We start from the raw sequence: 26,625 nt of genomic DNA on the forward strand, positions 1-26,625 counted from the left end.
CGGCCTCAGCCGCCCGGGCAGAGGTAATGGTGCTTCGGCCCACTGGGCACCAAAGCACCCTCGTGCCGACTGCACGCAGCTGCGCGCCGATAGCGGCTCCCATGGCCCCTGGGTGCAGTAGCCCTACGACCTCCGATCGACCCGTCATCGTCCACCCGCCGTTGGCAGGCTGAGGAGGATGTCCAGCGCGCCCCGGGCGTCAGGAACCACGTGGTCGGCGGCGGTTTCCCCGCTCGGAGTGTGGGATATCCAGATGGTGCGCAGCCCGACGGCGCGGGCGCCGCCAATGTCGTTCACTGGGTTGTCGCCCACCATCCAGCCGTCCCGTGACAGCTCTACCCCGCACAGCTCTGCGGCACGGGCGAAGATCCCGGGGTCCGGCTTTCGAAGGCCCACCTCCTCGGAGATGCAAAGTACGTCCACGCGCTCGCCAATGCCAGTCCGACTCAGCTTCGCGCGCTGGATGTCACCCGGTCCGTTCGTCACCACGGCTACCCGCCAACCCGAGTCGCGAAGCGCCCCTAGACCTGCCAGGACCTCGGGGGCGCAAGATACCGCCGCCGCCATTCCCTCGCAGTACCGCGCCCACAACTCGTCGATGGGAACCCGAACGCCGAACAGCCTGTCGAACTGCTCGAAGTCGCGGAGGCAGGCTCGCTCGCGCATAGTTTCCAGCAGCCACTGCTCCACCTCGTCGCCCAGGTCGAGGTCTGCGGCGAAGCTGTGCACGCACTCGCGGAACCCGCTTTGACGGTCGACCAACGTGTCGTCCAGGTCGAAGAACGCGAGTCTCTTCATGGGCCCGACCCTATCCGCCAGACGACTCTTTGGGCGGCACGAGATGACGAGCGGACCTCAGCCGACCGCCCTGCGGCGTGACCGCGGGGACGGCTGGCATGCAGGGCGAGGCGCGCGGGCACGTGGCGTCGGCTGTCGACGGCGGCTGTGCAGTTCCCCGCGACTCAGGTCAGACGCCGTGGAAACTGACGATAAAACGGAGGTTGATGTTGCGCAGAGGAGCTAGCGCCATGATGCGGCATGACACTGGATCGTCGCCGCCGTGCGGCATGCGCATAGACCTGACATCGCCATCGGGGTGCACGTAGTAGTCGTGCCGGTCCCAGAGTTCCCGTGCTTCGGGACAGCCCTCCATGATGTCCTGCACAAGCTCCTTCAGCTGAGCATTGTCAGGGTTCTGGGCCTCTGCAGTCCTGATCTGTGCAAGGAAGGGAACGGCCCAGGACTCCTTCCAGTCGACCAGTTGCTCGCGAGCCTCGGGGATCAGGAACGACCACCTCATGATGTTGCCGCTGTACACCCACGGGTACATCACCCTGCTCGGGTTGTTGTACGCAACGACATTCCAGGCGACATCAGAGATATAGGCCGGGTGCGGCAGCATTTTATCGAGAAGGCGCTGCATATCAGCGTCCATGGCCGCCATGGCATCCGGTTCCACCCCCCGGTGCTTGGGTGCGCGCCCGATCGGCCGCACCAAACGACCCCGGATTCGGCCCCGGGGCGCGGCGGAAGCTCGTTAGGTGCGGCCGGAGATCGCGGCTAATGTCCAGCCAACCCCGCACCTGGACAGCCCTTTTCCGGCGGTCCGCCGGTGTCCGGGCTCTCCTTCCCCGTGCCCTGATTCGAGGCCCCGCCATGAGCTACACCCTGCACCGAGGCGACGCCCTCACCGTGCTCAAGACCATGCCCGACGAGAGCATCCACGCCGTCATCACCGACCCGCCGTACAACTCCGGCGGGCGCACCAGCAGCGAGCGCACCGCCCGCACCGCCCGCGCGAAGTACACCAGCGGGGACGCCACCCACGACCTCCAGAACTTCCCCGGCGAGAACCGCGACCAGCGCTCCTACCGCGCCTGGCTGACCGCCCTGCTCACCGAGTCCTACCGGGCCGCGGTCGAGCACACCGTGGCGATGGTCTTCACCGACTGGCGCCAGGAGCCCACCACCTCCGACGCCCTCCAGATGGCCGGCTGGACCTGGTCGGGCACCATCCCCTGGATCAAGCCCGCCAGCCGCCCCCGCAAGGGCGGCTTCAAGCAGAGCGCCGAACTGATCGTCTGGGGCGTCAAGGGCACCCTCGACAAGGACCGCGACCTCTACCTCCCCGGCCACTTCATCGCCTCACAGCCCCGCAAGGACCGCGTCCACATCACCCAGAAGCCCGTCGAGGTCATGCAGCAGCTCGTCCAGATCTGCCCCGAGGGCGGCACCGTCCTGGACCCCTTCACCGGCTCCGGCTCCACGGGCGTCGCCGCCCTGCGCGAGGGCCGGAACTTCGTCGGCGTCGAACTCTCCACCCACTACGCCGACATCGCCGAGGACCGCCTGCGCAAGGAACTGCGCCGCGACGCCTACGTCCTCGCCGGCCCCGAGGCCGACGCATGACCGCGACCCCCGCCACCGCACCGCCGGCAGGCCGCAGACGCACGAGGGCGGTTGGTGCGGCGGAACTCTCTCGCCGCACCAACCGCCCTCGACCCCGAGTCAGGCCGCCTCGAACGCCCGCCGAAACAGCGGCGCCGCCCGCTCCACGTCCTCCGCCGTGGAGACCTTCACCTCCAGGTCTCCCGTACCCAGGTGACCGATCCCGCGCAGGTCCCGGGTGAACCCCTCCTCCAGCTCCACCGTGTCCGGGTCCAGCCGCAGGGTCACCAGCACCTGCCCCAGCGAGGGCCGGAACACCACTGAGCCCAGGTTCCGCATCCGCCGGTAGGCGATGTAGTGCCGCAGCGGCACCACTTCCACCTCACCCCACGCACACAGTGACTCGTCCACCTCTCCGTACAGGTCCCGCAGGCACTCTGGCACCGCCACCACCCCCGGGACACCTACCTCTACCTCGGCCGCAACCTCGGCGATCCCCTCAGACACGGGCTGCTCGACCTCGTCCGCCGCCGAGACCCACGAAACGGAGTCCACCAGGTGCAGCGCCAGCAGCCCCTCCCCGCCGTCGTCGAACACCCGGTAGCGCACCAGGTCCACCGGCTCGCGACGCTCCTGGACCATGACCCGGTCATGGTTGGAGAAGCCGGCCGCGACGCACACCGCCCGAGGCCGGCGCCAGTCAACCGCCGCTGCGGCCTTCTCGCCGAGCCGCTCACGCACCAGCGCCTCGAACTCCAGCCGCGCCGACTTCAGCCAGGCCACGTAGAAAATGGCCTGCGTCACCACCCCGGCATCCACCCCGCGCTTGAACTCGATCTTACCGACCGCAGGTAGTGCTGCCCGTGATGTCCGTCTGGGTCTGTGACTTGGGCGTCGCGGGCTCGTTTACCGACCGTGTCCGGAGCGCCCGTCATGTTCCGGAGTCGGTACGGAGGACGAGTGGCAGGGCGAGTGGTGGTCGGGGACCTGAGGGTTCAGCAGATCGAGCGGAAGGACGGGCGGCGGTCGTGGACGATCGTGTGGCCCGAGGGCAGTCTTCACGCGGAGGCGGACCGGTTCCTGCGCGTGCACGACGGGTCAGGGACGCAGAGGACCTACGCGTACTACCTGGTGGACCACCTGCGGTGGCTAGAGCGCGAGTGCCTGGCCTTCGAGAAGGTCGTGCTGCGAGACCTTGAGCGCCACATGGGCATCGTCGGCGCGGAGGTCCTCATGCCGCTCGGCGAGCCGTGGCGAACCGGCAAGCGCCCCTACGGCCGCTCGGCGCTGTCGACCGCGGCGGCCTGCCTGAAGGGCTTCTACCTGCACCAGTCGTCCTTGGGCGTGAACGGGGAACTCGGCAAGAAGCTCGACACCTCGCGGCTGCCCACGCGCGCGGACCGGCGCCGCGCGTTCCTGGGGCACGTGAAGAACTCCCTGCCCACCAACCCGCTCGCGCCGACGCGGCTGCGCCGTCGGCACCCGAAGATGCTCCCCGACGGGGCGCGGGACAAGCTCCTGGCGGTGGTGAACGCCGCCCGCGACCGGCTGGTGGTGACCTGGCTGGCCGACGGCGGCCTGCGGATCGGCGAGCTCTGCGGGCTGCACCTGGTGGACCTGCACCTACGGGAGAACGCAGCCTGCGGAGAGTGCCGCGCCCCGCACGTCCACGTCTGCCACCGCCCCGGCAACCCGAACCGCGCCGAGGCAAAGACCAAGCTCCCCTGGCGCATCGACGGCGGCACAGTGACCGGCGGACTGATCAAGCGAGTCAGCCCGGCGATGGTGCACACCTATTTCGATTACCTCACCGGCAGCGAGTATCCGCGCGAAACCGCCGGGCACGGCATGCTCCTGGTCCAGCTCCACGGCAAGAACTCAGGGCAGCCATGGGCACCGGTCGGGGCCCGACGGATGCTCGGCCGCGCCGGGAAGCGCGCCGGGCTCGGCATCGTGAAACCCCATGCCTTCCGGCATAACTTCACCTCCGCGGTACTCGACGCGGCCGGAGGCAACCTGCTGATCGCCCGGGACGCCGGAGGCTGGGCCTCGGCCGCGATGGTCGACGAGGTCTACGGGCACGTCGACATCCACGATCAGGCCTTCGACGCCGCCCTTCGCACGGTCTGGGGTGGGGCCCAGTGACCGCGCCCTCCCTCCTTCCTCGGCAGGATGCCCGCACGCAACGGGACCGGCTGGAGGTGCTCACCGTGCTGATCAACGGGCCCGAGTTCGACCCGGTACTGCGTGGTGGGGTGCTGAAGATCCCGCCGACCCACTCGGTCTATCCGTGGAGTTGCACGGTCCCCGACTGCGCACGGCCGCGCTGGCAGCGCTACGCGATGTGCTCGGTGCACGCCGGCCAGTGGCAGGAGGCAGAGACCGGCGGGACGAGCCGGGCCCAGTTCCTGCGCAGGGCCGAGCCACTGGCGGCGTCCGACGTCCCGGAGGAGATGAAGTGCCGGATCTGCCCGCAGAGACCGGCCTTCAGCCTGCACCTGGTGCTGTGCTTCCGCCACCGCAACCGGTGGCTGGGCCACCTGAAGCGGCACCCCGGCGCCAGCGAGGAAGACGGGGAGTTCGAGCGGTGGCTGGCCGACCAGCAGCCCTGCCCGGGCTACGGCGAATGCCGCACGGAGGTGTGCGACGAACTGGCCTCCTCACCGCTGGGGTTGTGCGGCGCGCACGAGCGCGGCTACATCCGGGCCGGGCGTCCGGGCGGAGCCCGGCTGCCCAAGAACTACTTCGCCACCTTCGAACGGCAGGACCGACCCGTCCCCATCTCCTTCGACGACCAGATCACCTTCCGCTCCTGGTGCCGCACGCAGTTGCCGGTGCACCGCACCGGGCGGATCTACCTACGCGGCCTGCGGCCCCTGCTGCAGGCCGAGTTCCAATGGGGGATGTATGCCCACCGCCTGCAGCCCACCGCCGTGTGGAACTTGACGTGGGTGCAGTCGCTCGCGGACGAGTGCCAGCGTCGCGACGTGGCATCCCTGGCCGGCCTAGACCCCTCCGACTTCCACCGCGGCTACCACCAGCGCATGGTCCAGGAGATGCAGGAAGCCCTGCGGAAGGTCTACTTCAGCACCTCCGACACCCGCGATGCCGGCTACATCGAGACCGAGCACTTCGGAGTGCGCTTCCCCCACCGCTCCAGCTACGTCGACCTGACCTGCGTCTCCCAGCGGTGGCTACGCGACCTGCTGTGGGACCACATCGCCGACGTGCTGCGCTCGCCCTCCTGCCCGCGCAGCGCCCAGCCGGTGGACTATCAACGCCGCGCGAGCGCCGAGCTGAGCGCGTTCCTGGAAGCCGAGGCACCGGACGGCGGCCACGATCCCCGAGCACTGCACGAAGAACACGCCCACCGCTTCGTCGCGGACCTGCGCAACCGCGAACGCCTCGGCCTTGCCTTCCGCGGCCAAGCCCGCCTCGACGGCAAGAAGTCCAAGGTCACCGAGAACATGCGCCGGCTGGTACTCAACTACGGCCGGTCCGTGCTGCGCGGCGCGCTGGAAAACGGCAGCGCCGAGCGGATCGGCTTGAACCGCGCCTTCATCACCGCCATGCCGGTCGGCGGCCCGGGCACGACACGCAGCCGCAACCCCTTCCCTGACGAGGTCGCCCGCGCTCTCGCGGACGAGAGCAACCTGCGGCAACTCGCCGAAGACCACGACCCGCACGACCGCGGCCTGCGGGATATGTGGGAGGCCATCATCATCACCGGCAGACGCGCCAACGAGATCATCCAGCTCCACTTGGACTGCATCGGCCGCTACGGCGGACTGCCCGTTCTCTGGCACGACCAGACCAAGGTCGGCAACCTCAACGCGGCCATCCGCATCCCCGACCGCCTCATGGACCGCCTTGAGGAACGCCGCCGCAAGACCCTGACCCACTTCGCCGACCGCCACTCCGGCCGCGCCCCCACCCCCGCCGAGCGCGTCCACCTGGCCCTGTTCCCCACCGACATGCTCAACCCCGACGGCCGTCGCGCCCTGTCCTACACCTGGTTCCATACCGGCCTGCGCAACTGGATCACTGACCTCGACCTGGGCGGCCACTACGTCGCCCACCAAGCCCGGCACACGCTGGCAACCCGGCTGCTACGGGCCGGGGCCAGCCTGACCCACATCCGCCGATATATGGGACAAGTCAGTGATCGAATGGCGGAGCATTACGTCCACCTGACCCAGTCCGACCTCGACGACGTCCTCCAGCGCGTCTGGGTCGCCGGCCCCGGCACCGCCAACCCCGGCGAACTTCTGGCCGGGGACGCTTCGCCGCTCACCCGCGAGCAGGCCCAGGCACTGGCGATCGACCTGTCGCGCCGCAGCACTCCGGCCGAGGGCGGCTTCTGCACCTTCCAGCCCGTCGTCGAGGGTGGAGCCTGCCCCTGGAACCTGGACTGCCACAACTGCGACAAGTTCGTCCTGTCCGGGGCGGACCTCCTCTACTGGCGTCGCAAGCGCGAACAGTGGCGGCTCCTGGCCGAGGGCGCCCCCGACGACGCCACCGCCGACTACCTCCACCAGTACTTCGAACCCACCGCCCGCGCCATCGACGGCCTGGAAAGCGCCCTGGCCGGCCTCGGCCTCCTCGACGACGCCCTCGCCCTGGACCTGCGCAAACCCCAGGACTACTTCCACCGCGTGTGGTCCACCGCCTTCCGCGCCGCCGACCTCGCCCAGGCCGCCGGCGACGAGCAAGACCGGGCCGACGACGCCGCCGACGAACAGGAGCGATGCGCGTGACCACCACCGTCCCCGACCCGCGCACGGCCGCCGCCCTGGCCGCCCGCCACCGCACCACTGAGGCTGCCCTCGGGCGAGTCCGCGACGCCGTCACCCGGCTCCGCCGCGAGAAGACCCAGGTCAGCGTCGCAGCCGTCGCCCGCCGCGCGAACGTCTCCCGCACCTTCCTCTACGACCACCCCGACGCCAGAGCCGCCGTCGCCACCGCGATGGCCGAAGCCGGCGAACGCCGGACCCAGATGGTCACCGGCCAGGACGAGGCACGCGAGGCGACTTGGCGCGAGCGGGCCCTGAACGCCGAGGACGCCCTCAAGGCCGCCCACGCCGAGATCCTCACCCAGCGCACCCGCATCGGCGAACTCCTTGGACAAGTCCGCGACCTGGAAGCCGACTGGACCCAGGAGGCCATCCAGCGGATCACCACCGAGAACACCACCCTCAAGCAACGCGTCCGCCAGCTCACCGCCGACAACCGGGCCTTCGACGAGCGGCTGAAGGCCGCGCGCTCCAACCTCCGGTTCCAGGACCGCCGCGTCGCCGACCTCGAAGCCCAGATCGCGGCCCCTGCGGGCAAGCCGGAGGCTCCGTGACACGATGCGCGCATGCACTTCGAGCTCGCTCCACCCGCAGGTGTCGGTCCCCTGCAGATCGGCATGACGCGCCAGGCCGCGAACCACGCGTTGGAATCGCTTCGGGAGCCCGCAGAGATCTCCGCATCCGACCGGGTGGGGCAGCACATCTTCCGGCCGAGCGGCCTGATGATCAGCATCGAATGCACCCGCGACCTCCTGGAAGCGGTCGAACTCGGCCGCCCCTCGCAGCCGTCCGACGTCGTTCTCTTCCGCGGCATCGACGTGTTCGGACTGCCGGCCCGGGACGTCGTGAGCCGCATGGCCGAGATCACTACGATCGTTGCCGCGGAGGACGATGCTGCATCGTTCATCGCGCCGGACCTACTGCTCAGCTTCTGGCGCCCGTTCCAGGGAGACGATGACCCGGAGGACGAACAGGGCTGTTTCTCCAACTCCGTCCTGCTGGCGCGTCCGGGCTACTACGACGGCCCCAGTCGACCCTGAAGCCCGACCCTCGGCCACCGCTACGATCTGCGGATGACTCGCAGCGGAAAGAGGACACGCCGCCTTACGATCGACGGCAGGACCTACCTGTGGTCGCTGCGGCACACTCACTGCGCGCTCGCCGACGGCACCCGCGAGGACTGCCGCGAAACGCTGTCCATCCGCTCGCTGGAGGGTCGCGGCGGCCTGCGAATCCAGTTCTCACACGGCCCTGACCGGCTCGTCCCGGACGGCTATCCGCAGCCGTCCGGGACCGTCGGAACCCGCGACGGCAGAACCCTGAACCTTCACGAGCCCGGCACCGTCAGGGCTCTGCTCGACGAAGCCGTCCGGCGCGGCCGGAACCCGGGAGGGCTCAACGCCGAGGAGCTCGACGGCTGGACGCTGTTCGACGCCGTCCACAAGGCACTCTCCCTGATGCGCCGCTGACGAGACCGCAGTGCCGCTGGTTCGCCCCAGCTCTGGAGCGCCTTGCCAAAGCCTGTCCCGCACTGCGGAGCTACGCGGGGCGAAGAACGGGGTCGATCTCGGCCAGGGCTTCATGGAGCTGACGGGCCCCCAGGGCAACGCGTTCATCGGGGCCCTGCAGTATCTCCTCGCACAACTGCATCGCGCTGTCCCGCTCTTGGGAGAAGATGCCGAACACATCGCGGACCGCCGTGTGGATCCACTCGCTGTGACTCCAGTCCGCGACCGCCAGCGCGGAGGCGACGATCCTCAGCCCGATCCCGTCCCTTCTCCGGAGCACGGCTTCCGCAGTCACCCGGGTGACGAAGGTGTCGCCGGGGTCGAGCACGAGCTCCAGCAGTGGCCCGAAGACCTCCTGCATGTCGGCGAAGGCCGCGAGGCCACGACCGGCGTCTGCCCGGTCACGGTAGTCCGGGCTTCGCCCGAGCTCGCGGAGCGCCACGAAAGCGGCATGCCGCCGGTCGCTTTCCCCCCGCAGCAGTACGCGCAGTCGCCTCACCTCAGCGATCAGGCGGGGCATGTCCTGTCGCGCGGAAGCGATGAAATCGAGATCGGCATCCAGTTGCCGGTCCGGACTGACCTGGACCTGTTCTCCATTGGTGAACCGGCTGAGATAGATCTCATCGTCCTCCACGGCAGTGGCTGGGGCGATCTGGATGCAGCTCGCCCCGCCGGTCGCACCACGAGTCTTCAGCACGGGAACCCACGCTCCCGTGGATGCAGCCGCGATCCGCGCCTCCATGGACTCGAGCTCTTCTTCTGTCGGCATGACCGGATCATGCACCCCGACCGGGGAGGCCGTCCACGGGATGCCCGGCAAGCTGACCGGCTGCGAACTATCCCCCAGTCCAAAATCTGGTTGCCGAGGTCAGCGATGATAGGGCCATGACGCGATGGATCCGAACGTATGACGGTGAGAGCGCCACCTGGTCCTATTTCGAGCTCGACGATGAGCAGTGGGCTAGCCGGCAAGTGGATCTGCAGGGGCCCAAACGCACTCCGGTCACCGCAGCCGCGCTCGGCGAGGTCTTGCAGTGCAGAGACCATGGCGATGCCGCTGCGATGGCCGCCTACGAGAGGCAGTACGGCGTCCTTGCGGAAGGCGACCTCACCGGCTGGGAAGATGCCGACGGCTCTGCAGAAGTCCCCGAAGACGTCTTCGAGCGGATCTGGGCCGCCGCTCGACTTCGACTCGCCTCAACCGGATCATCGACAAAGCACGAGGAGACACCATGATCTCGGACTACCAGCAGCAGCTTCGCGAACGGTTCCTCGCAGCCCCGGTGATCGCACCGCCAGCTCCCTGGCGCCCGGTCCTGGACCGGCGCACCCCGGTCGGCGGCCTGCTCGGCATCGGCTTCGCACTGGCACCCGACACCGGGCATGACCTGGTCATGGTGGTCTCCTTCGACAGTCACGGGCTCTTCGACGCCACCACCGGCGAGAAGATCGCCCGAGACCGCGATCCCGACCCCGACACGAGTACCCCGGACGCGGTTCCTGACCTCTCCTGCCCAGCGCTGGGGCCGATCGCCGGAACCCGAGTACCCATCGCCGGGCTCTTCGGAGGCGGGTTGCACAGCACCACCGCTGACGGCTGGACGCTGGAAGTGATCAGCCCGGAGTGGCCCAACGACCGCGTCCTGCTCTCCGCAGACGGCGGCATGCCTCACAACGGACCGCACGCAGAGAAGTGGTGGCACATCTTCCACTCCGACTACTCGACGCTCCGAGCCGCAGGCTTCTCTCCCTCCGGACGAACCCTCGCAGTCGCCACCAGCAGTGACCTCACACTCTGGACCCGACCGGGAACCGAGACGGAACCCCACGACGGGAAACGCACATGACCCGCGATGAACTGATCGTGATGCTCAGCGGCGACACGACAGTCCATGCCATGGCCCGAGCCGCCCTGGCAGAGGGCGACTTCATCATCTGGGACGGCCTGGTCCCCGCAGCCGAGCTTGCCGGCACCTACAAGGCGCGACTTCACCACACCCTCAGGCGCGGCCAGAAGACGCTCGCCCTCAGCGAAGCAGTCGACACCCTGAAAGGCGCTGAAGACGCCCTCATCCGGATCGGCCGCATCGACACAACCGACCAGACCTGGGTCTTCATGCTGTTCCTCGACGCTACGGCGACCACCCTGCTGGCATGCACAGGCGTCCTCCGCACCGCACCCGAAAAGCCTGACATCTCCGCTCGTTGACGGCGTCGGCGAGTGCGCTTGCCGAAAAAGCCGCCTTCTCCATGCTGACTACGTTGCGTTTGTCACACCGCGACTCCACCGCCGCCGGGCTCTACCGCGACACCACTCAGACGAGCTACAGAGAAGTGCATCCGTCACCGTGACGGACATGTAGTCTATGGATCATCGCAGTTCAGAGCCGGTATCCGAGCTCCTGCGGTCGGTAAAGTGGAGGACCACCGGCGTGTTGTTCTCGTCCAGACCCAGCGTGTCCACCCGGCCCCGGTGCCACCGCCCCGTCGTGTACTCCGACGCCACGAGCCGTATGCCCAGCATCTCCTCCAGCCCAGCCTCGACCCGACGCTGCAGGTCCCGCTCCCGCCGCACCGTCGACCCGAGCAACTCCACCTCGCGTCCATCGGCACCACGGCTGAACACTCTCAGGTCTGTCACCGTCTCCCCCTCCCACGATCATTCACGGAAACCAATCGAGAATGGGAGGAAGATATTCCGGCTGCTTTTCATCGCTGCCGTCAGCTGCCTCCGGAGGCCGTTCTCGTGGCCCCTCCGTGCTTCGTCACCCGGGGGCGGCACCTGATGCGAACTGCGCCATGGGTGAAGGCCGCGTCGGTGGACTTGCTGGCCCAGACGTATGCCTCGCCGGGCTCCAGCTGGGACATTTGCTCGGAGCGCAGGCTACTGAAGGCGGTGTTCGCCTTCTGTAGGTGCTTGAGCCAGGCCGGTGAGGTGAACTTGTGCAGGATGACGTGGTCGGAGAGCTCGATCAGGGAGATCGGGACGGAGGGCGGATCCTGGCTGGCAACTAGGATGCTCATCCCCTTGTGCCGCATCTCGCGGACACTCTCCACGAGGCCGGCGACAAGGTCAGGGCTGTCGATGTACTTGTGGGCCTCGTCGAAGACGACGAGCTTGTTGAAGTGCTCTCCGTCGCTCTGCGCTTCGGCGAAGAGCTGCATGAGGACGACGAAGAGGCCGAGCGCTTCGTCCTTCTCGATGAACTCGTCGCGCAGGTCGACGATGATCAGGCGCCCCGGGCGGATGAGGCTGGTCAGCCGAGCCGTGTCGTCGATGTAGTCGCCGGCGAGGTCGAGGCGCTCCTGGGCCAGCTGCTTGACGTGGTCCGGCATGCCGGAGTCGGCGACACCGCGCCGGATGGCATCGAGGCTCAAGTCGTTGCGATTGGCTCGCATGATGCGGGTCAACTGGCGGATGTAGGTGGACTGGTTGCCCACTGCACCCATGAGGAAGCGCCAGTGGGATGCCTGGAGCTCGGCCGAGGAGAAGGCCAGGGGCTGGACCTGGATGCCGGGGAACTCCCGCCGACGGTCCGCGACCTGATCGGCGGGCGCGAGCAGGAGGACGTCGGTCAGAGCCTGGGGTTCGGCACCGTAGCGTTCCTGGAGGACGGCCAGTTGCGCGTCGTCGTCATTGGCCTGGGCCATGGAGGTGAACTCAGGGCTGTAGTCCATGGTCTGGCTGTAGTGGAAGACGACCGTGGCGAGCGGGTGCGGAAGCTCGTTGACCGGCGGAGCCGACAGTGAAGCCATCTCGATAACACTGCCCAGGGTGTAGCTCTTCCCACCGCCCTGGACGCCGAACAGGCTGATGGTGTGGGTCTCATTGAGGTCGAGTGCGACCTTTTGCCCGGCTACTTCGCCCAGCACGCCGTGCTGCGGGGAAGGACGCGTGACTCCGAGGAAGACTCCAGGGGCCGAAGTTGGGGCCAGGTCAGGGAGGGGCACCTGAGCAACGGGCGTGGGAGGTGCATCTGCGGTCTCTGCCGAGCGCATGTCCGGGGACTCGAACTCGGTGGGTGCGTGGGTGGAGGCGTCGGACGCAGGCGGCACCGGAGACACTTCAGCGGTGTCGGGGTGCTCGGGGAAGCCGGATCGCCCGGATGCCTCGTGCGAAGCATCCGCCGCGGGCACCGCCTCGCTGGAGCCTGTCACCGCTGTCTTCGTGTTGGGATCAGCAATGTTGCGGTCTGCCGTCGACCCGTCGTCAGTGTCGGGTGCACGGAAGGCCGCATCGGCGAGCCTGGGAACAGTGAGTTGCAGGTGCCCCAGGGTGGGCACCGTGGCCGCGCCTTCCGGCGCCGTGCCGGCCTCGTCCTGCTCCTCGGCGAGAACATCGGCCAGCTCGGGGGCGGTAGGGCGCACGGTGGGAATCGCGTTGATCAGCTCGGTGATCAGGTCGCGGCCGATCCGGTGGAATTCCACCCCGTCCTCGGTCTCGTGGTCCGTGCCGCTGCGGGCGAGGTCGAAGATCAGCCCAGTGCGGGTGAAGCGAAGCTGGTACCCATCGTCGAGGCTGTCCAGCAGGGCGTGGGCGGTGGTCCGAGGTGAGCTGCCCATGGTGCCGTGGCGGGCGGCGCGCTCCAGGTAGAAGCGGAGCATGGAGGAGAAAGCAAGGTTCTTGACCGGTCGGTCGACGCGGTCAGGGGCTGCGAATGCCGGATCGAAGGACTCGGCGAGGACGCTTTCACTGCGCGCCAACTGTTGGACGACCTTCGTCTTCAGCTGCTGGTATGCCCCGACATCATCGAGGGCGGTGTAGCACTTGACCTCGATGAGACGGCACGTGATGGTCCGCTCGCGGGCGTCGATGTGGAACAGGGCCAGGTCGCTGCGCTGGAAGGACAGGGCGTCGCCGAGCTCCCGTGTCTGCCGCCGGACCTCGGCATACAGCTCAGGATGTGCATCGAGCGGGACGACGACCTGGTTGCGCAGGACGTCCTGGTAGTCAAGGTAGAGACGCGCGAGCGAGAGGCCGAGTACCTCGGTGCGCTGGTTGGACGCGGTGGAGGCCAGTTTGAAAGCAAGGTTTCCGGAGAGCAGCCGCAACTGATCGAAAAAGGTGTTGAGGTGGCGCACTTCGACGTCGAGCCCGTGCTGTTGCGCGGTGGGCCCGAGCAGTGCGCGCAGCTCGTCGACCGAGTTGGAGCTCACCATGATCTGGTGGCCGAGCCCGCCCCCGAGCGAGGGCGCGTAGTCGATAACGTACTCAGGTCTGCCGTGCTCACCGGCGTGGTCGAAATATTCCAGACCGAGGGTCCGGTCGATGATCACGACCCAGTCGCAGGATTGGTGGGCCTGGTAGAGCAGGGCCCGGTCGGCATTGTCGAGGGACAGGATGGTGCACGGCACGTTACGCGGGGCCTGGCCTGCGGTGGCGACGGTGGCTGACGCGCTGGCCAGCAGGCCGGGCAGTTGGCCGAGCAGGGCGGCGAGGTCCTCGCCGTCCTCCGTGGGCAGCGCGGTGCCGTGCTGAGGGATGGTCCGCCAGACGATCTGTTGGTCGTTGTCCTCATAGGTGGCGGTAGTCGACTGGACCAACCCGTGCACCGGGGCATTGGAGATGTCATGGCGCGCGACGGAGCTGTGCTGCTCCCCGCCGAAAGCGTCGATCAGGATGGTCAGATGGGCGTCGAAGTCAGCGGGACGGCGGCTGAACTCCGCGGTGGAGCGGACAGAGTGGACGAGTTTTGCAGTCCGGCCGCTCCCGGTGGTGTGCAGGAACGCCTCTGCCTCTGTGGAAGTGAACTGGTGCTGTGCATTGAGCAGTTCGTCCAGCGCGCCCCCGGCCTCGGGTGCCTCGGGGTCGCTGACGCACAGGCGGATGTCGTAGGCGAGGTCGCGAGTGAGGGGACGACGTTGCAGTTCGAGGAGCGCGTCGGACACGACCTCACCGCGGCCCGCGTTGACCACGTTCAGAACCAGGGTGCGGACGTACGGGTGCAGACGGACGTATCGTTCGATGCGGTCGGCCAAAGCGGCCCCGGACAGGGCGTCGGTGCCATTCGCGGTGCGCATGCTCGCGGACGGGAGGTGCAGTGCGTCGGCCAGACGGCCGAGGAGGCTGCGGGGGTCGGAAGTCTCGCTGGGGAGGTAGACGCCCCAGTACGGGGTGAGGTTGTCGGCCGCGGCCATGAGCCGACCGTCCTGGCGTGGAACCATGAAAGGGAAGCCGAGCGGGGACAGCATGTTGAGCAACGAGTCCCGCGCCGCGATGATCCGGGCCTTGTCCGAGTCACCGAGCCGCTCAGCCCATTCCAGACCCATGGCGGACCAGGTCGCCAGCCAGAGCGCACGTAGCGGGTGAGTGGGTGACACAAGTAGGACGGTGTCCCGCTCACCGAAGCCGTCAGCCAAGGTGACTGCGACGCAGTCGATCTGCTGCAGCTGCGCCAGCGCGACCAGTGCCCGGCCGCGGCCGTCTTCGGAAACACGCTCGACCTCAAGGGATTGGGCCGCTACGAGCTCGGCGTACGCCTCAGCGTAGGAGACCAATTCCTCACGGACGGAGTCGAAGTCGATAGCCTCGCTGACCAAGAGGGTCCCAACATCAGCGACCTCGGCACTCATATCGCCACGCCCACGCACTGCACTGAAGTAGGTGTGACGTGCGGCGAGGAACTCGATGTACGCCTCGGCACTCCGGCCGGTCAGATTCCCGCCCAGGTCGTTGCCATCTCCAGTGGGCAATGCGGCGGTGCCGTTGGAGTTCAGCACCAAGTACCTCAGCAGGGTATCGCCAGGGCGCGCGAGTAGATCCTGTTGGAGCTGCACCAGCAGCGGGGCGAGGCGGATCTCGGCGCTGCCGGCGGTGTGCACCCGGACGTTGAGGATCTGTTGGGCGCTGCGTGTGGTGCTCGCCTTCCAGCGGACGTCGGCGACAGCGATACGTGCAGGGTCATCACCGGTGGCCAGCGCCTCGAACTGCAGTGTGCGCAGCGCCTGGGTGACGCCGTCAAAACGTCCAGCGCTCCGCTCAGGGGGCTCCTCGCTCTGTGCGTCGGGGATGACGTAGAAGCGCTCACTCTCACCGCCATGCAGGTCGTGGGCGCTTGGGGTGACGTCGAGCGCTTCACCGGACGTGTCGAGAGGGGTCACGCGTACGTAGTGCCAGCCCTCCTCCCAGTCGATCTTGTTGAGGCGGCGCAACGGCGCCTTGTACTCCGCCTTCGCCACCCGTCCAGTGGCGACATGGGCGATCCGCCCGATAGGGCCGCCGTTCTCGGAGACGATCTCCACCCGGAACCGGTCCAGGCCCTCTACCTTGCGAGGGTCGGGCTGCACAGTGAACCGGGCAGTCAGCTCGCGCACGCCCTGTTCGCCGGCCAGCAGGTACGGCTGCCCAGCCATGGCCTGCAGAGCCGGGTAGTTCTGCAGCTCCTGGGCGCTGTCGCCGGCGGTCGGTAGCCCGAGCTCGCCCACCTCGATGGAGACCCTGGCCCGCCTTCGCTCGTCGACGCGCCAATTGCCGAACGACAGGCTCCAGTTCTCCCGGTCGACGACGATGCGGCGCGTCCAGACGCTCGCGTCGTCCAGCCCGCAGCGGGAAGCGAATCCGGCCAGTCGGGCGGCGAACTCTGCGTCGACCAGACCCAGATCCAGGACGCGCTGGCGCTCCGAGCGGGTGGATGTAGTGAGCTTGCGGACCAGTCCGCTGTTTCGTTCGACGCGCTCCCCGACGAGGCTGGGGTCGGTGAACAGGTCGAAGTCGGGAACCAGACCGAAGTGGAAAACCGAGGCCCCTGCGACCTGCTCGCGGTAGTCATTGATCTGGAGTGTCAGCAGATAGGTTGCCACCGCACGGTCGCTGGCACGGTGACCGTGGCGCTGTCGCAAGGTGGACAGGAGCGCGTCGACGGCCTGGCGTAGCCGTTCCGGTACCTGGTCCAGCAAGTGTCGTGCCAGCTGCCCGTAGGCATCGCCGAGCGACACCTCCTCGAAGGTCGCGGTGGAGAACGAGTCCTCTGCGCTTACTCGCATTCCCGGCGGCACGAAGACGAGTAGCGGTCCTGGCAGGATGCCCTCGCCCTCCGTACGGTTGCGGAGCTCTACAAGCTTGGTGCTGGTGACGACGGTGTCGTGCAGCGGCTGATCAGGGCTCAGGCTGTCAGCCGTGCCGAGGAGGCAGACCGTCGCGTTGGGCCCGAGCGCGCTCCGCAGTCTGCGTACCAGCTGGGCCGCCAGCTCTGCGTCGACCTCGATGACGCGCATGCAGTGCCCGGCCCCGCGCTCGCCCACCAGTTTGGCGAGCCGGGGCACGAGGACGCCTTCGAGGGCTTCGCGTAGATCCTTGGCGGTGGGTTCGGCCAGTCCGGTCGTGGTCATCGGCCCGTCGCCTCCGCTCGCGCGGCGGTGCCGATGGCGTACCGGGGGGTAATTGTCTGGGTCAGATATGCGTCGGACATATCCTGGTAGTAGCCGATCTCGCGAAGTCGGTTGAGGAAGGCCGCGGAGTTGGCGCGCAGTGCCGCCTGATCGTCGAGGTACGCGCCCGAGAAGCCGTCACCCTCGGGGAGCTGGTCGATGTAGAGCCCGTACCGGTCGCGCAGCAGGGCGAGGAACTCGTCCACACGCATCGGCGAGGTGCGGAGATCACCGGAGACGTCGTCCGCCTCCCTGAGCAGCGACACCTGCAGAAGGACCTCCAGGAGCCGCGCGTCCAGGACGAAGCGCCGGGCGGAGTTGTCGCTGCGGCCACCTCGCGGCTGTGTGAGCAGGGCGCCGGGTCGGTGCTTGAGCAGCATTGAGTCGAGGCACTCCACGAAGTAGCTCTGGTAGTAGCGCCCCTTGTAGTGCATCAGCATCTCGATGTACTCGTCGAAGGAAGGGAGAGCGAGCTGGGTGATCTGCTTCAGTTCGGCGGAGAGCTCAGGCTCCTCGTCCCGTACCCGGGTGACCCGCTGCAGGAAGAAGGCATCGCGCTCCTTAGCGAAGGACTTGCCGAGCAGTCGCAGGTTCTCCTCGGGGGTGAAGTACTTCCGGCCGCTGGGATAGCTCAACTTGGAGGTCTTGGCCACCAGGTGCTCAGCGAATTCGTCGAGCTTCTTGACCTGGTAGGTCGCCTGGACGAAGCGCGGGATCCGGCGGTACCAAACGTCGGCGCTGCGTTCGGCCAGGCGGGCTGCTGGCGTACCCGGTGTTCCCTCGACGTCGAGGAAGAGCCGTGCCTGGTAGGGGCAGCGGTCTGCGGAGCCGGTCCCGCGGTGCCCGTTGCGGCAGGAGGGTGGCGCGGAGCCGGCGTCGACGACGGCCGGCACCAGCTTCATCATGCGCAGGTGGTAAAGCGAGAGGTGGAAGGCGAAGAGCACCTTCAGGTAGTCCACGAGAACGGTGCGTGGCATCTGCTCTTGGTGATACAGCAACCGCATTACGTCCCGGCACAGCTGTCGCGCCGGCTCTGTGCAAAGCGGCGGGCGTTCCCTCCTTGGCTTGGAGGTGTCCTGCTTGTCCTGCACTCCGGTCCCGGCGAGTTCCACCAGGTGCAGCAGGGCCTGCGTCTCGACGTCGGTGTCCGGCCCCGCAGTGATCGTGCCGGTGACACGGTCGGTGTCGGAGAAGAAGAACTGCTTCAGCTCGTCCAGGGTCCCAGGTACGGCAGTGAGCATCTCGTACAGCTGCTCGTCGGCCCCATACGGGCGTGACTTCCGACTGTTGCGGAAGCGGTAGGTGAAGCCGTGCAGGGGCCGGGGACCCGCCACCGCTTCGGTGGCCCTGCCCCGGCTGACCATGTCCAGCAGGTGGGTGGCGGTCCAGCGGGTCGTGGTCTCCCGATCGAACCCGTCGAAGACCTCGGCGTTCTTCAGGAAGAGGTTCACGAACGTATCGACGTCCAAGGTCCCGCTTCGGAATACCCGGCTGGGGAAGCCCCCGTGCCACAAGCGGGCCAGCAGCGCGGTGAGCACGCGGTCCATGTCCAGCGCCTTGTAGTCGATCCGACTGATGCTGGGGTGGTGGAAGCTGCCCAGGGCTCCGGTCAGCGCCCTGTCGTCTCCTTCACCGTGTCGGCATCGACATCGTCGATGGCGAGCGGGCCCTCTGCGATAACCTGAGGTGCAGTCAGGTCTTCCATGTGCAGCACCGAATCCACGGTACGGTGAATTCGACGCAGGTCGTGCCCGTGAGCGCTGAGGAGCACTTCCTGATAGGGGACGGCAGCCAGCCGGTTCTTGAACACAGCCAGCGCCAGCTGCTGCCCCTGCACATCAGCGACAGACGGCCGGTAACCCTGCTCGAAGCGCTGGAGCAACTCGAACAGGTCCAGCCGGATGTCCAGTTCGGCCACCCCGCCCCGGCCGCCGTTCGAATCCTGGTAACTGAGCCTGAGTGAAGTGCGTCCCGACTCGATGTACCGGGACGTGGGAGCCGCACCGGGTTCGAGCCGGAATCCCTCGGACGGGAAGCGCCGGAAACTGCGGATGGTGCCGCCGGGTACCTCACGTACTTTCAGTGCAAGGGCGTCGCCGATCCGCTCGGGGGCGACCAGTCCCTCGCCCCGGTTGAGGGCGCGCAGCACGTTGTCACGTTCCGCGGCGACTGCGGAGTGGTCGGCGAGCAGCTTCGTGAACCGCAGCACCGAGGGGAACGGCAGCATTCGCTCGGCGCGCTCCTCGTCGTGCAACTCGAAGAAGAGCAGGCGGCGTGCCGCGTCCAGATAGCGGCGGTGCGCCGACACCTTGCCCCCGCCGGACGCTGCGGACCGTCCCAACCCCTGGAACTGCTGCTCGAGCAGGGCACGGTCGCAGTCGCCTCGCCCGTCGACGGTGACCAGGGCTCCGGCCGCCAGCAGGCCGGCGTAGTCCAGCCGTCGGTCCAGCTGGGGCTGCGGCACCTCGGCCACGTCGGCCTCGCGCAGTAGGGAGAGCAGACGGTCTCGCTCCTGCGGCACGCCATCTTTGGAAAGCGGGGCGCCCAAGTGAGCGGAGAAGTAGAACCCGTCCAGGATCTGCTGCGTCTCGCCGGCCGCGTAGAGCTGATGAATCTCTGCGCAGTCACGCCCCGAGGTGAGCGTGAAGGCGAGTGCCGAGCGCAGGTCGCGCAGAGTGATGTGCAGTCTGCCGCGCAGCTGAGTCAGCTCGTAGATCCGCCGAAGCCGCCGTACGGCCTGTGGGCCGGCGACGGGATGCTGAAAGGTCTGGGCGTTGTGCCGCGCGTAGCAGGTGGCGGCGAGGTCGCAGCTAGCGCAGTCCGCCCAGAAGCCCTCGTGCGTCATCCGGCCGAGCATGCGCTCCAGAAGCGACTCCCCGGCCTCTCCGCCCGGCTGCGCGGCCACGTTGCGCGCATTCAGGTTGACTACGGCGACGGCCTTTCCGGTTCCCTGGCCCACGAGACCGAGATTGACGAGCTTGGCCAAGTACCGGAAGCGATCGTGATGGTGGCTCAGGAAATCGACCAGACGCCCCTCATTGATCGCGATCAGCCGGGTTTCACCTTCGACTGGCCACGCCGAGTCGTCCGCGCCGACGAATGGTGCGAAGAACTCTTCCAGAATCTCGTCGCCGCTGGTCTCGCCCTCATCCTGACTTCCGTCATGGTTGGTCCGAAAGCGTTGACCGTCAAGGGTGAAGTCACTGCCGTTGGGGCGCTGCGGGCCGAACACCGCACCGAACTCGCGGGCCTGGTTCTCGAAGCTCTCCAGGAAGGCGGTCTTGCCGTCGCCCGCGTTGCCGGTGACTACGACCAGAGTGTGCTCTGCCGCGCGCAGGGCCGGTACGAGCTCCCGGTCCAGGGCTGTCTCGACGTAGACGGACATGGCGTGCGGGTCGAGCCCGCGGGTGCCCCGGTTGCTGCGACGGCTCTGGCTGTAGAGGGTCTGCAGGTGGGAGACGAACGGGTTGCTGTTCGGATCGGCGTGCTCAGGCGCCGTCGGATGGATTCGGGACGGCGGTACGGGCGGGACCTCGGTGCGCGCGGGCAGCGGCGGTGCGACGGGCACCACCCGGGCGGATTCGATCCCTTCCAGGGCCCGCAACAACTCCTCGGCGGTGGTGAACCGCTCGGCCCGGTACGGGGAGATGGCCCGCAGCATGGTCTCTGCAAAGCCTGGGGCGAGGTCTCCGAAGCCGCTGAAAGCGATGCGCGGATCGACGGGTCGTACGCCGGGTGGGGGCTGGCCCACACCCTCCCATGGATACTGACCGCCGGTCAGTGCTTCGTACAGGGTCACGCCAAGCCCGAACAGGTCGCGGTCGGTGTAACCGGTGCCGTCGGCGGGGACCTGGTCCAGATCGGGCGGGCAGTAGCGGGGGCTGGTGTAAGTGTGGCCCTCGGAGGAGTCCGAGCTCTTGGCGATACCGAAGTCGATCAGCTTGACGCCGTCGTCGGTCCACAACAGATTGCTCGGCTTGATATCGCAATGCCACACACCGAGTTCGTGGATGTGACGCAGCCCGCGTGCCGTGTCGACGGCGAGGCGCAGCACGTCCGCCGGACCCATCCGGCCGCTGCCGCGGATTACCTCGCCGACGTCCTTGCCGTCCACGAACTCGAAGACCAGATAGGGGTATTCATCCGGAGGTAGCAGCCGGTCGGCATCCACCATCGACACCACGTTGCGGTGCGGCGTGTGCTGCAGCCGCTGCAAGACGTCCGCCTCGCGGCGCAGGCGCTCCAGAACCGAATCGCGGTCCCGCAGCACCAGCTTCACAGCCCGGTCGACACTCCTTATCGTGTCGTACACCCGGTAGGCCACGCCGAAAGATCCGGGACGTCCAAGCCGGTGCCGGATCACGTACTTGGTGCCGAGCTGGAAATCGGCGGGCAGGTCCTTGAAGAACTCCGGGCCACGCGGGCCGTCCTGCGCGGCCGGAGCCGGGCGGGATGCGGTGGAGGAGGAGCCGATACGCCTGGGCGGGGCGTTGCGCGCGCCCAGGACGAGGTCGAGACGCCGGAGCGCCTCCAGCGCGGACGGCCGTTCGGCCGGATCGGGGGCACACAGCCGCTGCAGCCAGTGCGCGAGTTCGACCCGCACACCGGCCGCTTCGAGGCCGCCCGCAGGCAGTCGCCCGGCAGCGCCGGCCTGCTCGGTGGCGGAGCTGAAGGGCAGCTCGCCGGTGAGCAGCTGATAGCCGATCACGCCGACGGCGTAGACGTCCGTCTGCATGCCCATGGCCGAGGGGTTCGCGTGGCATTCCGGCGCCAAGTACGCCCGGTCGGCAACCTGATGTGCCTCCTGCATCACCGTATGAGTACGGCTCTGTGCGGTCTTGGCGTACTCGAATCCGGTCAGCATTGCCCGACCGTCCTGCGCGATCAGGACCGTCGACGGGTTCAGCTCCCTGTGCGCGATGCGACGGCTGTGGGCATGGGCGAGCCCCATCAGGATATGACGGAGCGTCCGCAGTTTGGCGTCGGCGGTCAGCGGGTCGGCACCCCCAGACAGATGCAGGGCCAGTGCGTGACCAGGGACGTCCTCGTAGACGGTGACGAAGACGTCTTTGTCCTCGTCCGCGAAGAAGTCACGGGCGGCGACGATGTTGGGGTGCGAGGGCAGCTTGCCGAGGGCCTCGTAAGCGATGCCGATCCGCTTCTGCTGCAGCAGTCGCTCGGCCTCCGGGGCGTACGGGTCGGCCTTGCGAACTGAGAGCCGGACTGTACCGGAACCCTGTACAGCGAGGGCGTTGCGCGCACGGTACTCGCTGTGGATGTCCTCGCCCTCGTCCGGCCCTGTCTCACTGAGCCGCTCGATCACCTCCCAGCTGCCGAACCGTAGCGGGCCGGAGGGCGGGCGTGAAGAACCCTGGACGGTGCGGACGATCAGCTCGTGGTGTGTCGAAATGTCTGTGTCGAAGCGGTGGGTCGCAGTGGGTACGCGGTTGACATCGGCGAGCCGCCCGATCAGGTCCGGAAGCGTGACCGTGTCGCGGGCGTCCAGCTGACGCGGCGTTCGGTCGACCAGCACGGCATCCGGCGCCGGCAGGACCACGAGCGCGTCGGTGTAGACGCGGGAGAGAGGATGGTGAGTCGTCTCCAGGATCGTCTTGAGCTGCTTGGCGTGGCCGCGCAGCTTCGGCAGCGGCGAGCGGAACGGCGCCCGGTGAGAGGGAAGCCACCTGTTGCCGCTGACCTCGATCTGGCCACGGGTGCCCTTGACGTCGATGACGTACACGGCGTGCCCGGTGACCACGACGAGGTCGACCTCGAACAACTCGGAGCGGTGGTGCGGGATTTCGACAGAGTGCAGGACCGTCCAGTCGTCGGGGGCGTGATCGCGCAGATGCGCGATCACCCTCCGTTCGGCGTCGTTGACAGCCTCCCCAACAGCAACGATCCGGGCACCCATCAGCCGGTGGCCTCCTCGATTGCGGCGGTGAGCAGCGCGAGTGCCTTGTCCTCCAGGACGTCGGCGCGGTCGCGGCAGCGGTAGGCGGAACGGACGGTGGCGGCGATGCGCGCGCGGTCGGCGTGGGGCGCGAGGGGGATGGGGATCTCGGCGCGCAGGACCTCGTGGATGTCTTGCTGCTTGCCACCTGCGCTCATCGAACGGAGGAGACGGAAAGCCACCTCGGAGCGGAAGAAAGCGAAAAGGTAGGCGCCCGGGATCTCGGGGTCGCCGCTGACAACGCGGAGGAAGTGCTGAGTATAGGCGTGGTTCAGCCAGCTGCCTGTTACGAAAATCGGTTGGCAGAAGACTTCGTTTTCACCGAGCGTCCCCTGGGATGCAATCATGACTGTCTCATTTTCCGCGAAGATCCCGGAAGGGGCATGAGTAGCGCTAATCCACCGCCCCTCGGGACGCATCCAAAAGCCCTGTCGCTGCCCGATCAATTGCACACCGTGGTCCGGGTCACTATCAACGCGCCTGAAGCGCACTCCGGATCCAAGTTGACCGCGAGCGCAGATCTGCCCGAGCTGGGCATGAGGGACGGAAGCCAGGTCCCCAGCCAATTTGCGCGCCCGCGGAGCGAAGTTCAGCGCCCGTAGTGAACTCGTCCCAAGGCCAGATACCTCGAACCCGAGGTCCCGCTCCTGCTCGTGCCAACGGTAGTTGTTGATCTCCGGCAGCCCGACGCTCCTGAATAGATCCGCCGTCGCAGCAACGACCTTCGCTTGAAATTTCGCTCGCAGCCGCGCGGCTTCCTCCACGAGATCGTGGACCCGCGTCTCGAACTCGGCCTCGAAGCGTGGCACTGGAAGCCCCGCGATGTGGTGCGGTTCGATGTGCTTCACCGCCGACCCGTACACCGAGCCCCGTACAAGCGACTCGCCGAACTTGCTGAGCAGGAAAGCGTACAGATAGCCGGACTGGATTTTCTCTGGATTTGGCTCGACCTTGAGCGTGTCCTGCGAAGACCAGTAGCCTTCCATGTCCGGGCGCACATATGACCGCCTCCCGGCGTTGAATCCGGAGCATGAGATCAGCGTCATACCGGGCTTGAGTTGAAGATAGGACAGCGACGCCGATTCCGCGTCGGACTTCCGCAACCGAGGCAACCCTGTGAGGTCGGCCGCCATCATGTCCTTGGTGCCAAGGAATGGAACGCTGTGCTCAGGGTCGGTCAAGTAGACCCGTCGGAAGATCGGTCCGTTGAAGATCCCTCCATTGTGTCCCGTGGTCAGGCTCGCGAGCGGCACTGTATCCGGCAGTCTCGCCAGCATGTTCTTCGACTCGAGCGAGCCTCCGATGTATGGCGCGGCATCCAGTCGGAGCCCCTGGTCGGCGAACCAGTCCGACATCACCGGATTGGCCAAACTGGCGAACTTCACGCGCCCGCCTCCGTACCCTTACGAGGGTCGAAGCCCGGCACTGGGTACTTGGCCCGGAACTCGCGGTACATCTCCGCGATTACTGGCAGGTCGTTGTCGATGACCGGCTGGCTGCGCGTCAGCGGCCGAGTCACCTCCTTACCTCGGATACGGAGGCGTTCCATCTCGACCGTCGTCTCGACGACGATCTCTCCCTCAGGCGTGCGCTTGTACAGCTCATTGCCCCGCCGGTCGAAGCCGACCTTCTCGGCGACTGCCATGAACACTGGGTACGGCTTCTCCAGCCACTTGTACTCGCCCGGCAGTTGGTGCTCGTCCTGGTAGATGCGCTGATTGCGCACTTCCTGATCCGTCTTCCGCTTCAGGAAAAGGAGCGTAGTGAGGATATTGACATTCGCGTCGACGATGAAGGTCTCCACGGGAAGCTCGATGCTTGCCAGGACCCAGCAGTGCTCCAGGATGTATCGGCGGATCGCCTCGTCTGTCGGACCCGGGTTGGACAGGATTCCGTTGGGCAGGACAATGCCGATCCGGCCGCCCGGCTTTACCCACTCAATTGCGCGCTGAATGAACAGTTGCTCGGGTGCCATGCTCGCTGGCGTGCTGGTCGTGCTTGCCTCGACCTCGCCGGTCTCCTTGTTCCTTCCCCACGACTTGGCGATGCCGTCGCGGAATGAGCCGAGTACTGACTCGTCGCTGACGGGGATGTCGGCGCCGAATGGGGGGTTGGTCAGCAGGACGTCTACGGTCTTGCCAAGCTGGATCTTCTTCTCCGCCAGTTTCACACCCGAGAGATGCCCTCGCGGGAAGGCGAGGGAGTCCATGTGAAAGACGTTTCCAGTGGTCTGAGCGAGCGTCATGATGGCCATGGTCGTTGCACGGACCAGGAACGGGTCAAAGTCCGCGCCCATCAGGTGGTCCTCTGCGTACTTCCGGAGCCAGTCGCCGTACCGCTCCCGCTCTTCGGTAGTGTCGGGGAAGCCGACGGTACCTGCTTCCTTCTTCCAGGTCTGGTGCAGGTGCTTGAGCGTTGCCTGGAGGAAGCCGCCGGTGCCGCAGGTCGGGTCGAGTACGGTCTCGTCCTGCTTGGGGTCGAGGATCTCCACCATCAGGTTCACCGCGCCGCGCGGGGTGAAGTACTGGCCCCTGTCGCCGCGCAGGTTGGTGCCGACGAGCTCCTGATAAGCGATGCCCTTGGCGTCCACGTCGGTGCCTGAGAGGTCGTAGGGTGCGAGCTCGCTGACGATGAAGGCCAGCGCCCGGTCCGACAGGTTGATCTCGTCGGTGGGCTTGAACACACCGTTGTACTCAACCTTGACGTCCTCGAAGAGCTCCTTGACGCGGGCGCTGATGGCGGCCCGCCCGTCCTCCTCGAACATCTCCTTCAGACCGGTGCGGAATCGACCGTACGCGCTGCCTCGGCTGACTCGTTCGTCGTACATCTTGGCGAACAGTAGGTAGAGGAACTGCCAGAAGGCGGCGTCCTTCGGCATCCCCTCGTTGCCGTGGATGTAGTTGTGGCAGCGACGGAAGGCAGTCTTCAGCATTTCCGGGTCGGCCTGGCGCAGCCGCTGGTGCGAGGCCACGGTCCGGCTGCCGGGGGTTCCCTCGGCGATCTCCCAGTCACTGCGGTCCTCGAAGGTCGCGCCGAAGTCTCCGACGATCTTCTTGAGGAAGAAGAAGTCGACTCCGTCCGTCCACATGCCGTCCAAGCAGCCGGGGCGGTCTTCGTTACCCATGAGTTCCTGGAGCTCGGCCAAGTCTTTCTCGGCCTGCGCCGGCTCGCGTACCTTGACGACGTTCTTGCCGCGCTTGGGCTCGGGCTTGCAGACCACGACCCGACGTAGATTTGCTACGACATGCGCGGTTTCGGACTCGAAGATGGCGATATCGGCCTTCTTCGTCCGCTTGCGCGCTGCGCCTTCCTCGCTCACTGTGACCGGGAAGTCACGGGCCATGTCGTGCGGGTCGATGCCGTGCTCGTGCACAAGCGCGCGAGCGATCCGCTGCCTGACTTTCTCCTTGGGGGTCTCCTTGATGGCCTCACCGGTGATGTAGTCGATGACTTGGCCCTCCTCGAGGGCCGTGATCTGGGGCTGGATGTCCTCCGGCGCAGGATCGTCGCCGTTGTCGGGCTGCTGCGGGAGGTCCAGGTCCAAGGTCAGTTCCTTCATCGACGTGCGACTTCTTCCATGTGCTCGATCGTGCGAGTGGCGCTCAGGCGGCAGGGA

19 protein-coding genes are annotated in these 26,625 nt (G+C 67.3%); 9 read left to right on the top strand and 10 right to left on the bottom strand.

Annotated features, from left to right (window positions below; genetic code table 11):
* Positions 1–144: 144 nt before the first annotated feature.
* Complete coding sequence (locus GXW83_RS08180) at positions 145–798, bottom strand: HAD family hydrolase (protein ID WP_182442369.1); 654 nt, start codon at positions 796–798, stop codon at positions 145–147.
* A 169-nt stretch (positions 799–967) separates the two neighbouring features.
* Entirely contained in the window at positions 968–1,444 is a 477-nt protein-coding gene (locus GXW83_RS08185) for a hypothetical protein (protein ID WP_182442371.1), read from the bottom strand.
* 212 nt (positions 1,445–1,656) lie between these two features.
* Between GXW83_RS08185 and GXW83_RS08190 the strand changes: the two genes are divergently transcribed.
* Complete coding sequence (locus tag GXW83_RS08190; protein WP_182442373.1) at positions 1,657–2,409, top strand: site-specific DNA-methyltransferase; 753 nt, start codon at positions 1,657–1,659, stop codon at positions 2,407–2,409.
* Between the two features lie 99 nt (positions 2,410–2,508).
* On the opposite strand, the gene GXW83_RS08195 is transcribed toward GXW83_RS08190, so the two are convergent.
* The gene (locus GXW83_RS08195; RefSeq protein ID WP_182442377.1) at positions 2,509–3,192 is read right to left on the bottom strand and encodes a DUF5655 domain-containing protein; all 684 of its coding nucleotides are present in this window, start codon (positions 3,190–3,192) and stop codon (positions 2,509–2,511) included.
* 156 nt (positions 3,193–3,348) lie between these two features.
* Here GXW83_RS08195 and GXW83_RS08200 point away from each other — a divergent pair, with 156 nt between their 5' ends.
* From GXW83_RS08200 to GXW83_RS08220, 5 genes are read left to right on the top strand one after another with little or no spacing between them, the layout of a single operon-like run.
* On the top strand, positions 3,349–4,533 hold the full coding sequence (locus GXW83_RS08200) for a tyrosine-type recombinase/integrase (RefSeq protein ID WP_182442379.1): 1,185 nt from the start codon (positions 3,349–3,351) through the stop codon (positions 4,531–4,533).
* Entirely contained in the window at positions 4,530–7,145 is a 2,616-nt protein-coding gene (locus tag GXW83_RS08205) for a site-specific integrase (RefSeq protein WP_182442381.1), read from the top strand. The genes GXW83_RS08200 and GXW83_RS08205 overlap by 4 nt, the downstream gene beginning before the upstream one ends.
* Complete coding sequence (locus GXW83_RS08210; protein ID WP_225446837.1) at positions 7,142–7,735, top strand: DUF6262 family protein; 594 nt, start codon at positions 7,142–7,144, stop codon at positions 7,733–7,735. The genes GXW83_RS08205 and GXW83_RS08210 overlap by 4 nt, the downstream gene beginning before the upstream one ends.
* Positions 7,736–7,747: 12 nt before the next feature.
* Entirely contained in the window at positions 7,748–8,221 is a 474-nt protein-coding gene (locus GXW83_RS08215; RefSeq protein ID WP_182442386.1) for a hypothetical protein, read from the top strand.
* A 33-nt stretch (positions 8,222–8,254) separates the two neighbouring features.
* Positions 8,255–8,650 (top strand): hypothetical protein, encoded by a 396-nt coding sequence (locus tag GXW83_RS08220; protein ID WP_182442388.1) that lies wholly within the window; start codon positions 8,255–8,257, stop codon positions 8,648–8,650.
* Between the two features lie 70 nt (positions 8,651–8,720).
* Here GXW83_RS08220 and GXW83_RS33895 read toward each other — a convergent pair whose 3' ends face one another.
* Complete coding sequence (locus GXW83_RS33895) at positions 8,721–9,458, bottom strand: hypothetical protein (RefSeq protein ID WP_225446838.1); 738 nt, start codon at positions 9,456–9,458, stop codon at positions 8,721–8,723.
* 116 nt (positions 9,459–9,574) lie between these two features.
* Here GXW83_RS33895 and GXW83_RS08230 point away from each other — a divergent pair, with 116 nt between their 5' ends.
* Genes GXW83_RS08230 through GXW83_RS08240 form a run of 3 tightly spaced genes read left to right on the top strand, consistent with a single transcriptional unit; the run spans position 9,575 to position 10,898 of the window.
* A complete protein-coding gene (locus GXW83_RS08230) occupies positions 9,575–9,925 on the top strand; it encodes a hypothetical protein (RefSeq protein WP_182442404.1) in 351 nt (116 codons plus the stop codon).
* Complete coding sequence (locus GXW83_RS08235) at positions 9,922–10,536, top strand: hypothetical protein (protein WP_182442406.1); 615 nt, start codon at positions 9,922–9,924, stop codon at positions 10,534–10,536. The genes GXW83_RS08230 and GXW83_RS08235 overlap by 4 nt, the downstream gene beginning before the upstream one ends.
* Positions 10,533–10,898 (top strand): hypothetical protein, encoded by a 366-nt coding sequence (locus GXW83_RS08240; RefSeq protein WP_182442409.1) that lies wholly within the window; start codon positions 10,533–10,535, stop codon positions 10,896–10,898. The genes GXW83_RS08235 and GXW83_RS08240 overlap by 4 nt, the downstream gene beginning before the upstream one ends.
* 162 nt (positions 10,899–11,060) lie before the next feature.
* Here the strand turns inward: GXW83_RS08240 and GXW83_RS08245 are convergent, their stop codons facing one another.
* The 6 genes from GXW83_RS08245 to GXW83_RS08270 form a co-directional block, all read right to left on the bottom strand.
* Positions 11,061–11,330 (bottom strand): hypothetical protein, encoded by a 270-nt coding sequence (locus GXW83_RS08245; RefSeq protein ID WP_182442411.1) that lies wholly within the window; start codon positions 11,328–11,330, stop codon positions 11,061–11,063.
* An 80-nt stretch (positions 11,331–11,410) separates the two neighbouring features.
* Positions 11,411–17,017 (bottom strand): ATP-binding protein, encoded by a 5,607-nt coding sequence (locus tag GXW83_RS08250; protein WP_182442413.1) that lies wholly within the window; start codon positions 17,015–17,017, stop codon positions 11,411–11,413.
* Positions 17,014–18,603, bottom strand: coding sequence for a hypothetical protein (locus GXW83_RS08255; protein ID WP_225446839.1), 1,590 nt, complete (start codon positions 18,601–18,603; stop codon positions 17,014–17,016). Before GXW83_RS08255 ends, GXW83_RS08250 begins: the two co-directional genes overlap by 4 nt.
* A gap of 62 nt (positions 18,604–18,665) precedes the next feature.
* Positions 18,666–22,970: a serine/threonine protein kinase gene (locus GXW83_RS08260; protein ID WP_182442415.1), complete on the bottom strand. Its 4,305-nt coding sequence runs from the start codon at positions 22,968–22,970 to the stop codon at positions 18,666–18,668.
* Positions 22,970–24,394: a restriction endonuclease subunit S gene (locus tag GXW83_RS08265; RefSeq protein ID WP_182442417.1), complete on the bottom strand. Its 1,425-nt coding sequence runs from the start codon at positions 24,392–24,394 to the stop codon at positions 22,970–22,972. The genes GXW83_RS08260 and GXW83_RS08265 overlap by 1 nt, the downstream gene beginning before the upstream one ends.
* A complete protein-coding gene (locus tag GXW83_RS08270; protein ID WP_182442420.1) occupies positions 24,391–26,568 on the bottom strand; it encodes an N-6 DNA methylase in 2,178 nt (725 codons plus the stop codon). The genes GXW83_RS08265 and GXW83_RS08270 overlap by 4 nt, the downstream gene beginning before the upstream one ends.
* Between the last annotated feature and the right edge of the window lie 57 nt (positions 26,569–26,625).

It is taken from the genome of Streptacidiphilus sp. PB12-B1b, assembly GCF_014084125.1.
In the GTDB taxonomy this organism is placed as follows: Bacteria; Actinomycetota; Actinomycetes; order Streptomycetales; family Streptomycetaceae; genus Streptacidiphilus.

What these genes read in the sequence shown, in the direction of transcription:
- GXW83_RS08180 (WP_182442369.1), bottom strand. Translation starts at nt 798, where the DNA reads ATGAAGAGACTCGCGTTCTTCGACCTGGACGACACGTTGGTCGACCGT.
- GXW83_RS08185 (WP_182442371.1), bottom strand. Translation starts at nt 1,444, where the DNA reads ATGGCGGCCATGGACGCTGATATGCAGCGCCTTCTCGATAAAATGCTG.
- GXW83_RS08190 (WP_182442373.1), top strand. Translation starts at nt 1,657, where the DNA reads ATGAGCTACACCCTGCACCGAGGCGACGCCCTCACCGTGCTCAAGACC.
- GXW83_RS08215 (WP_182442386.1), top strand. Translation starts at nt 7,748, where the DNA reads ATGCACTTCGAGCTCGCTCCACCCGCAGGTGTCGGTCCCCTGCAGATC.
- GXW83_RS08220 (WP_182442388.1), top strand. Translation starts at nt 8,255, where the DNA reads ATGACTCGCAGCGGAAAGAGGACACGCCGCCTTACGATCGACGGCAGG.
- GXW83_RS33895 (WP_225446838.1), bottom strand. Translation starts at nt 9,458, where the DNA reads ATGCCGACAGAAGAAGAGCTCGAGTCCATGGAGGCGCGGATCGCGGCT.
- GXW83_RS08230 (WP_182442404.1), top strand. Translation starts at nt 9,575, where the DNA reads ATGACGCGATGGATCCGAACGTATGACGGTGAGAGCGCCACCTGGTCC.
- GXW83_RS08235 (WP_182442406.1), top strand. Translation starts at nt 9,922, where the DNA reads ATGATCTCGGACTACCAGCAGCAGCTTCGCGAACGGTTCCTCGCAGCC.
- GXW83_RS08240 (WP_182442409.1), top strand. Translation starts at nt 10,533, where the DNA reads ATGACCCGCGATGAACTGATCGTGATGCTCAGCGGCGACACGACAGTC.
- GXW83_RS08250 (WP_182442413.1), bottom strand. Translation starts at nt 17,017, where the DNA reads ATGACCACGACCGGACTGGCCGAACCCACCGCCAAGGATCTACGCGAA.
- GXW83_RS08255 (WP_225446839.1), bottom strand. Translation starts at nt 18,603, where the DNA reads ATGGACCGCGTGCTCACCGCGCTGCTGGCCCGCTTGTGGCACGGGGGC.
- GXW83_RS08260 (WP_182442415.1), bottom strand. Translation starts at nt 22,970, where the DNA reads ATGGGTGCCCGGATCGTTGCTGTTGGGGAGGCTGTCAACGACGCCGAA.
- GXW83_RS08270 (WP_182442420.1), bottom strand. Translation starts at nt 26,568, where the DNA reads ATGAAGGAACTGACCTTGGACCTGGACCTCCCGCAGCAGCCCGACAAC.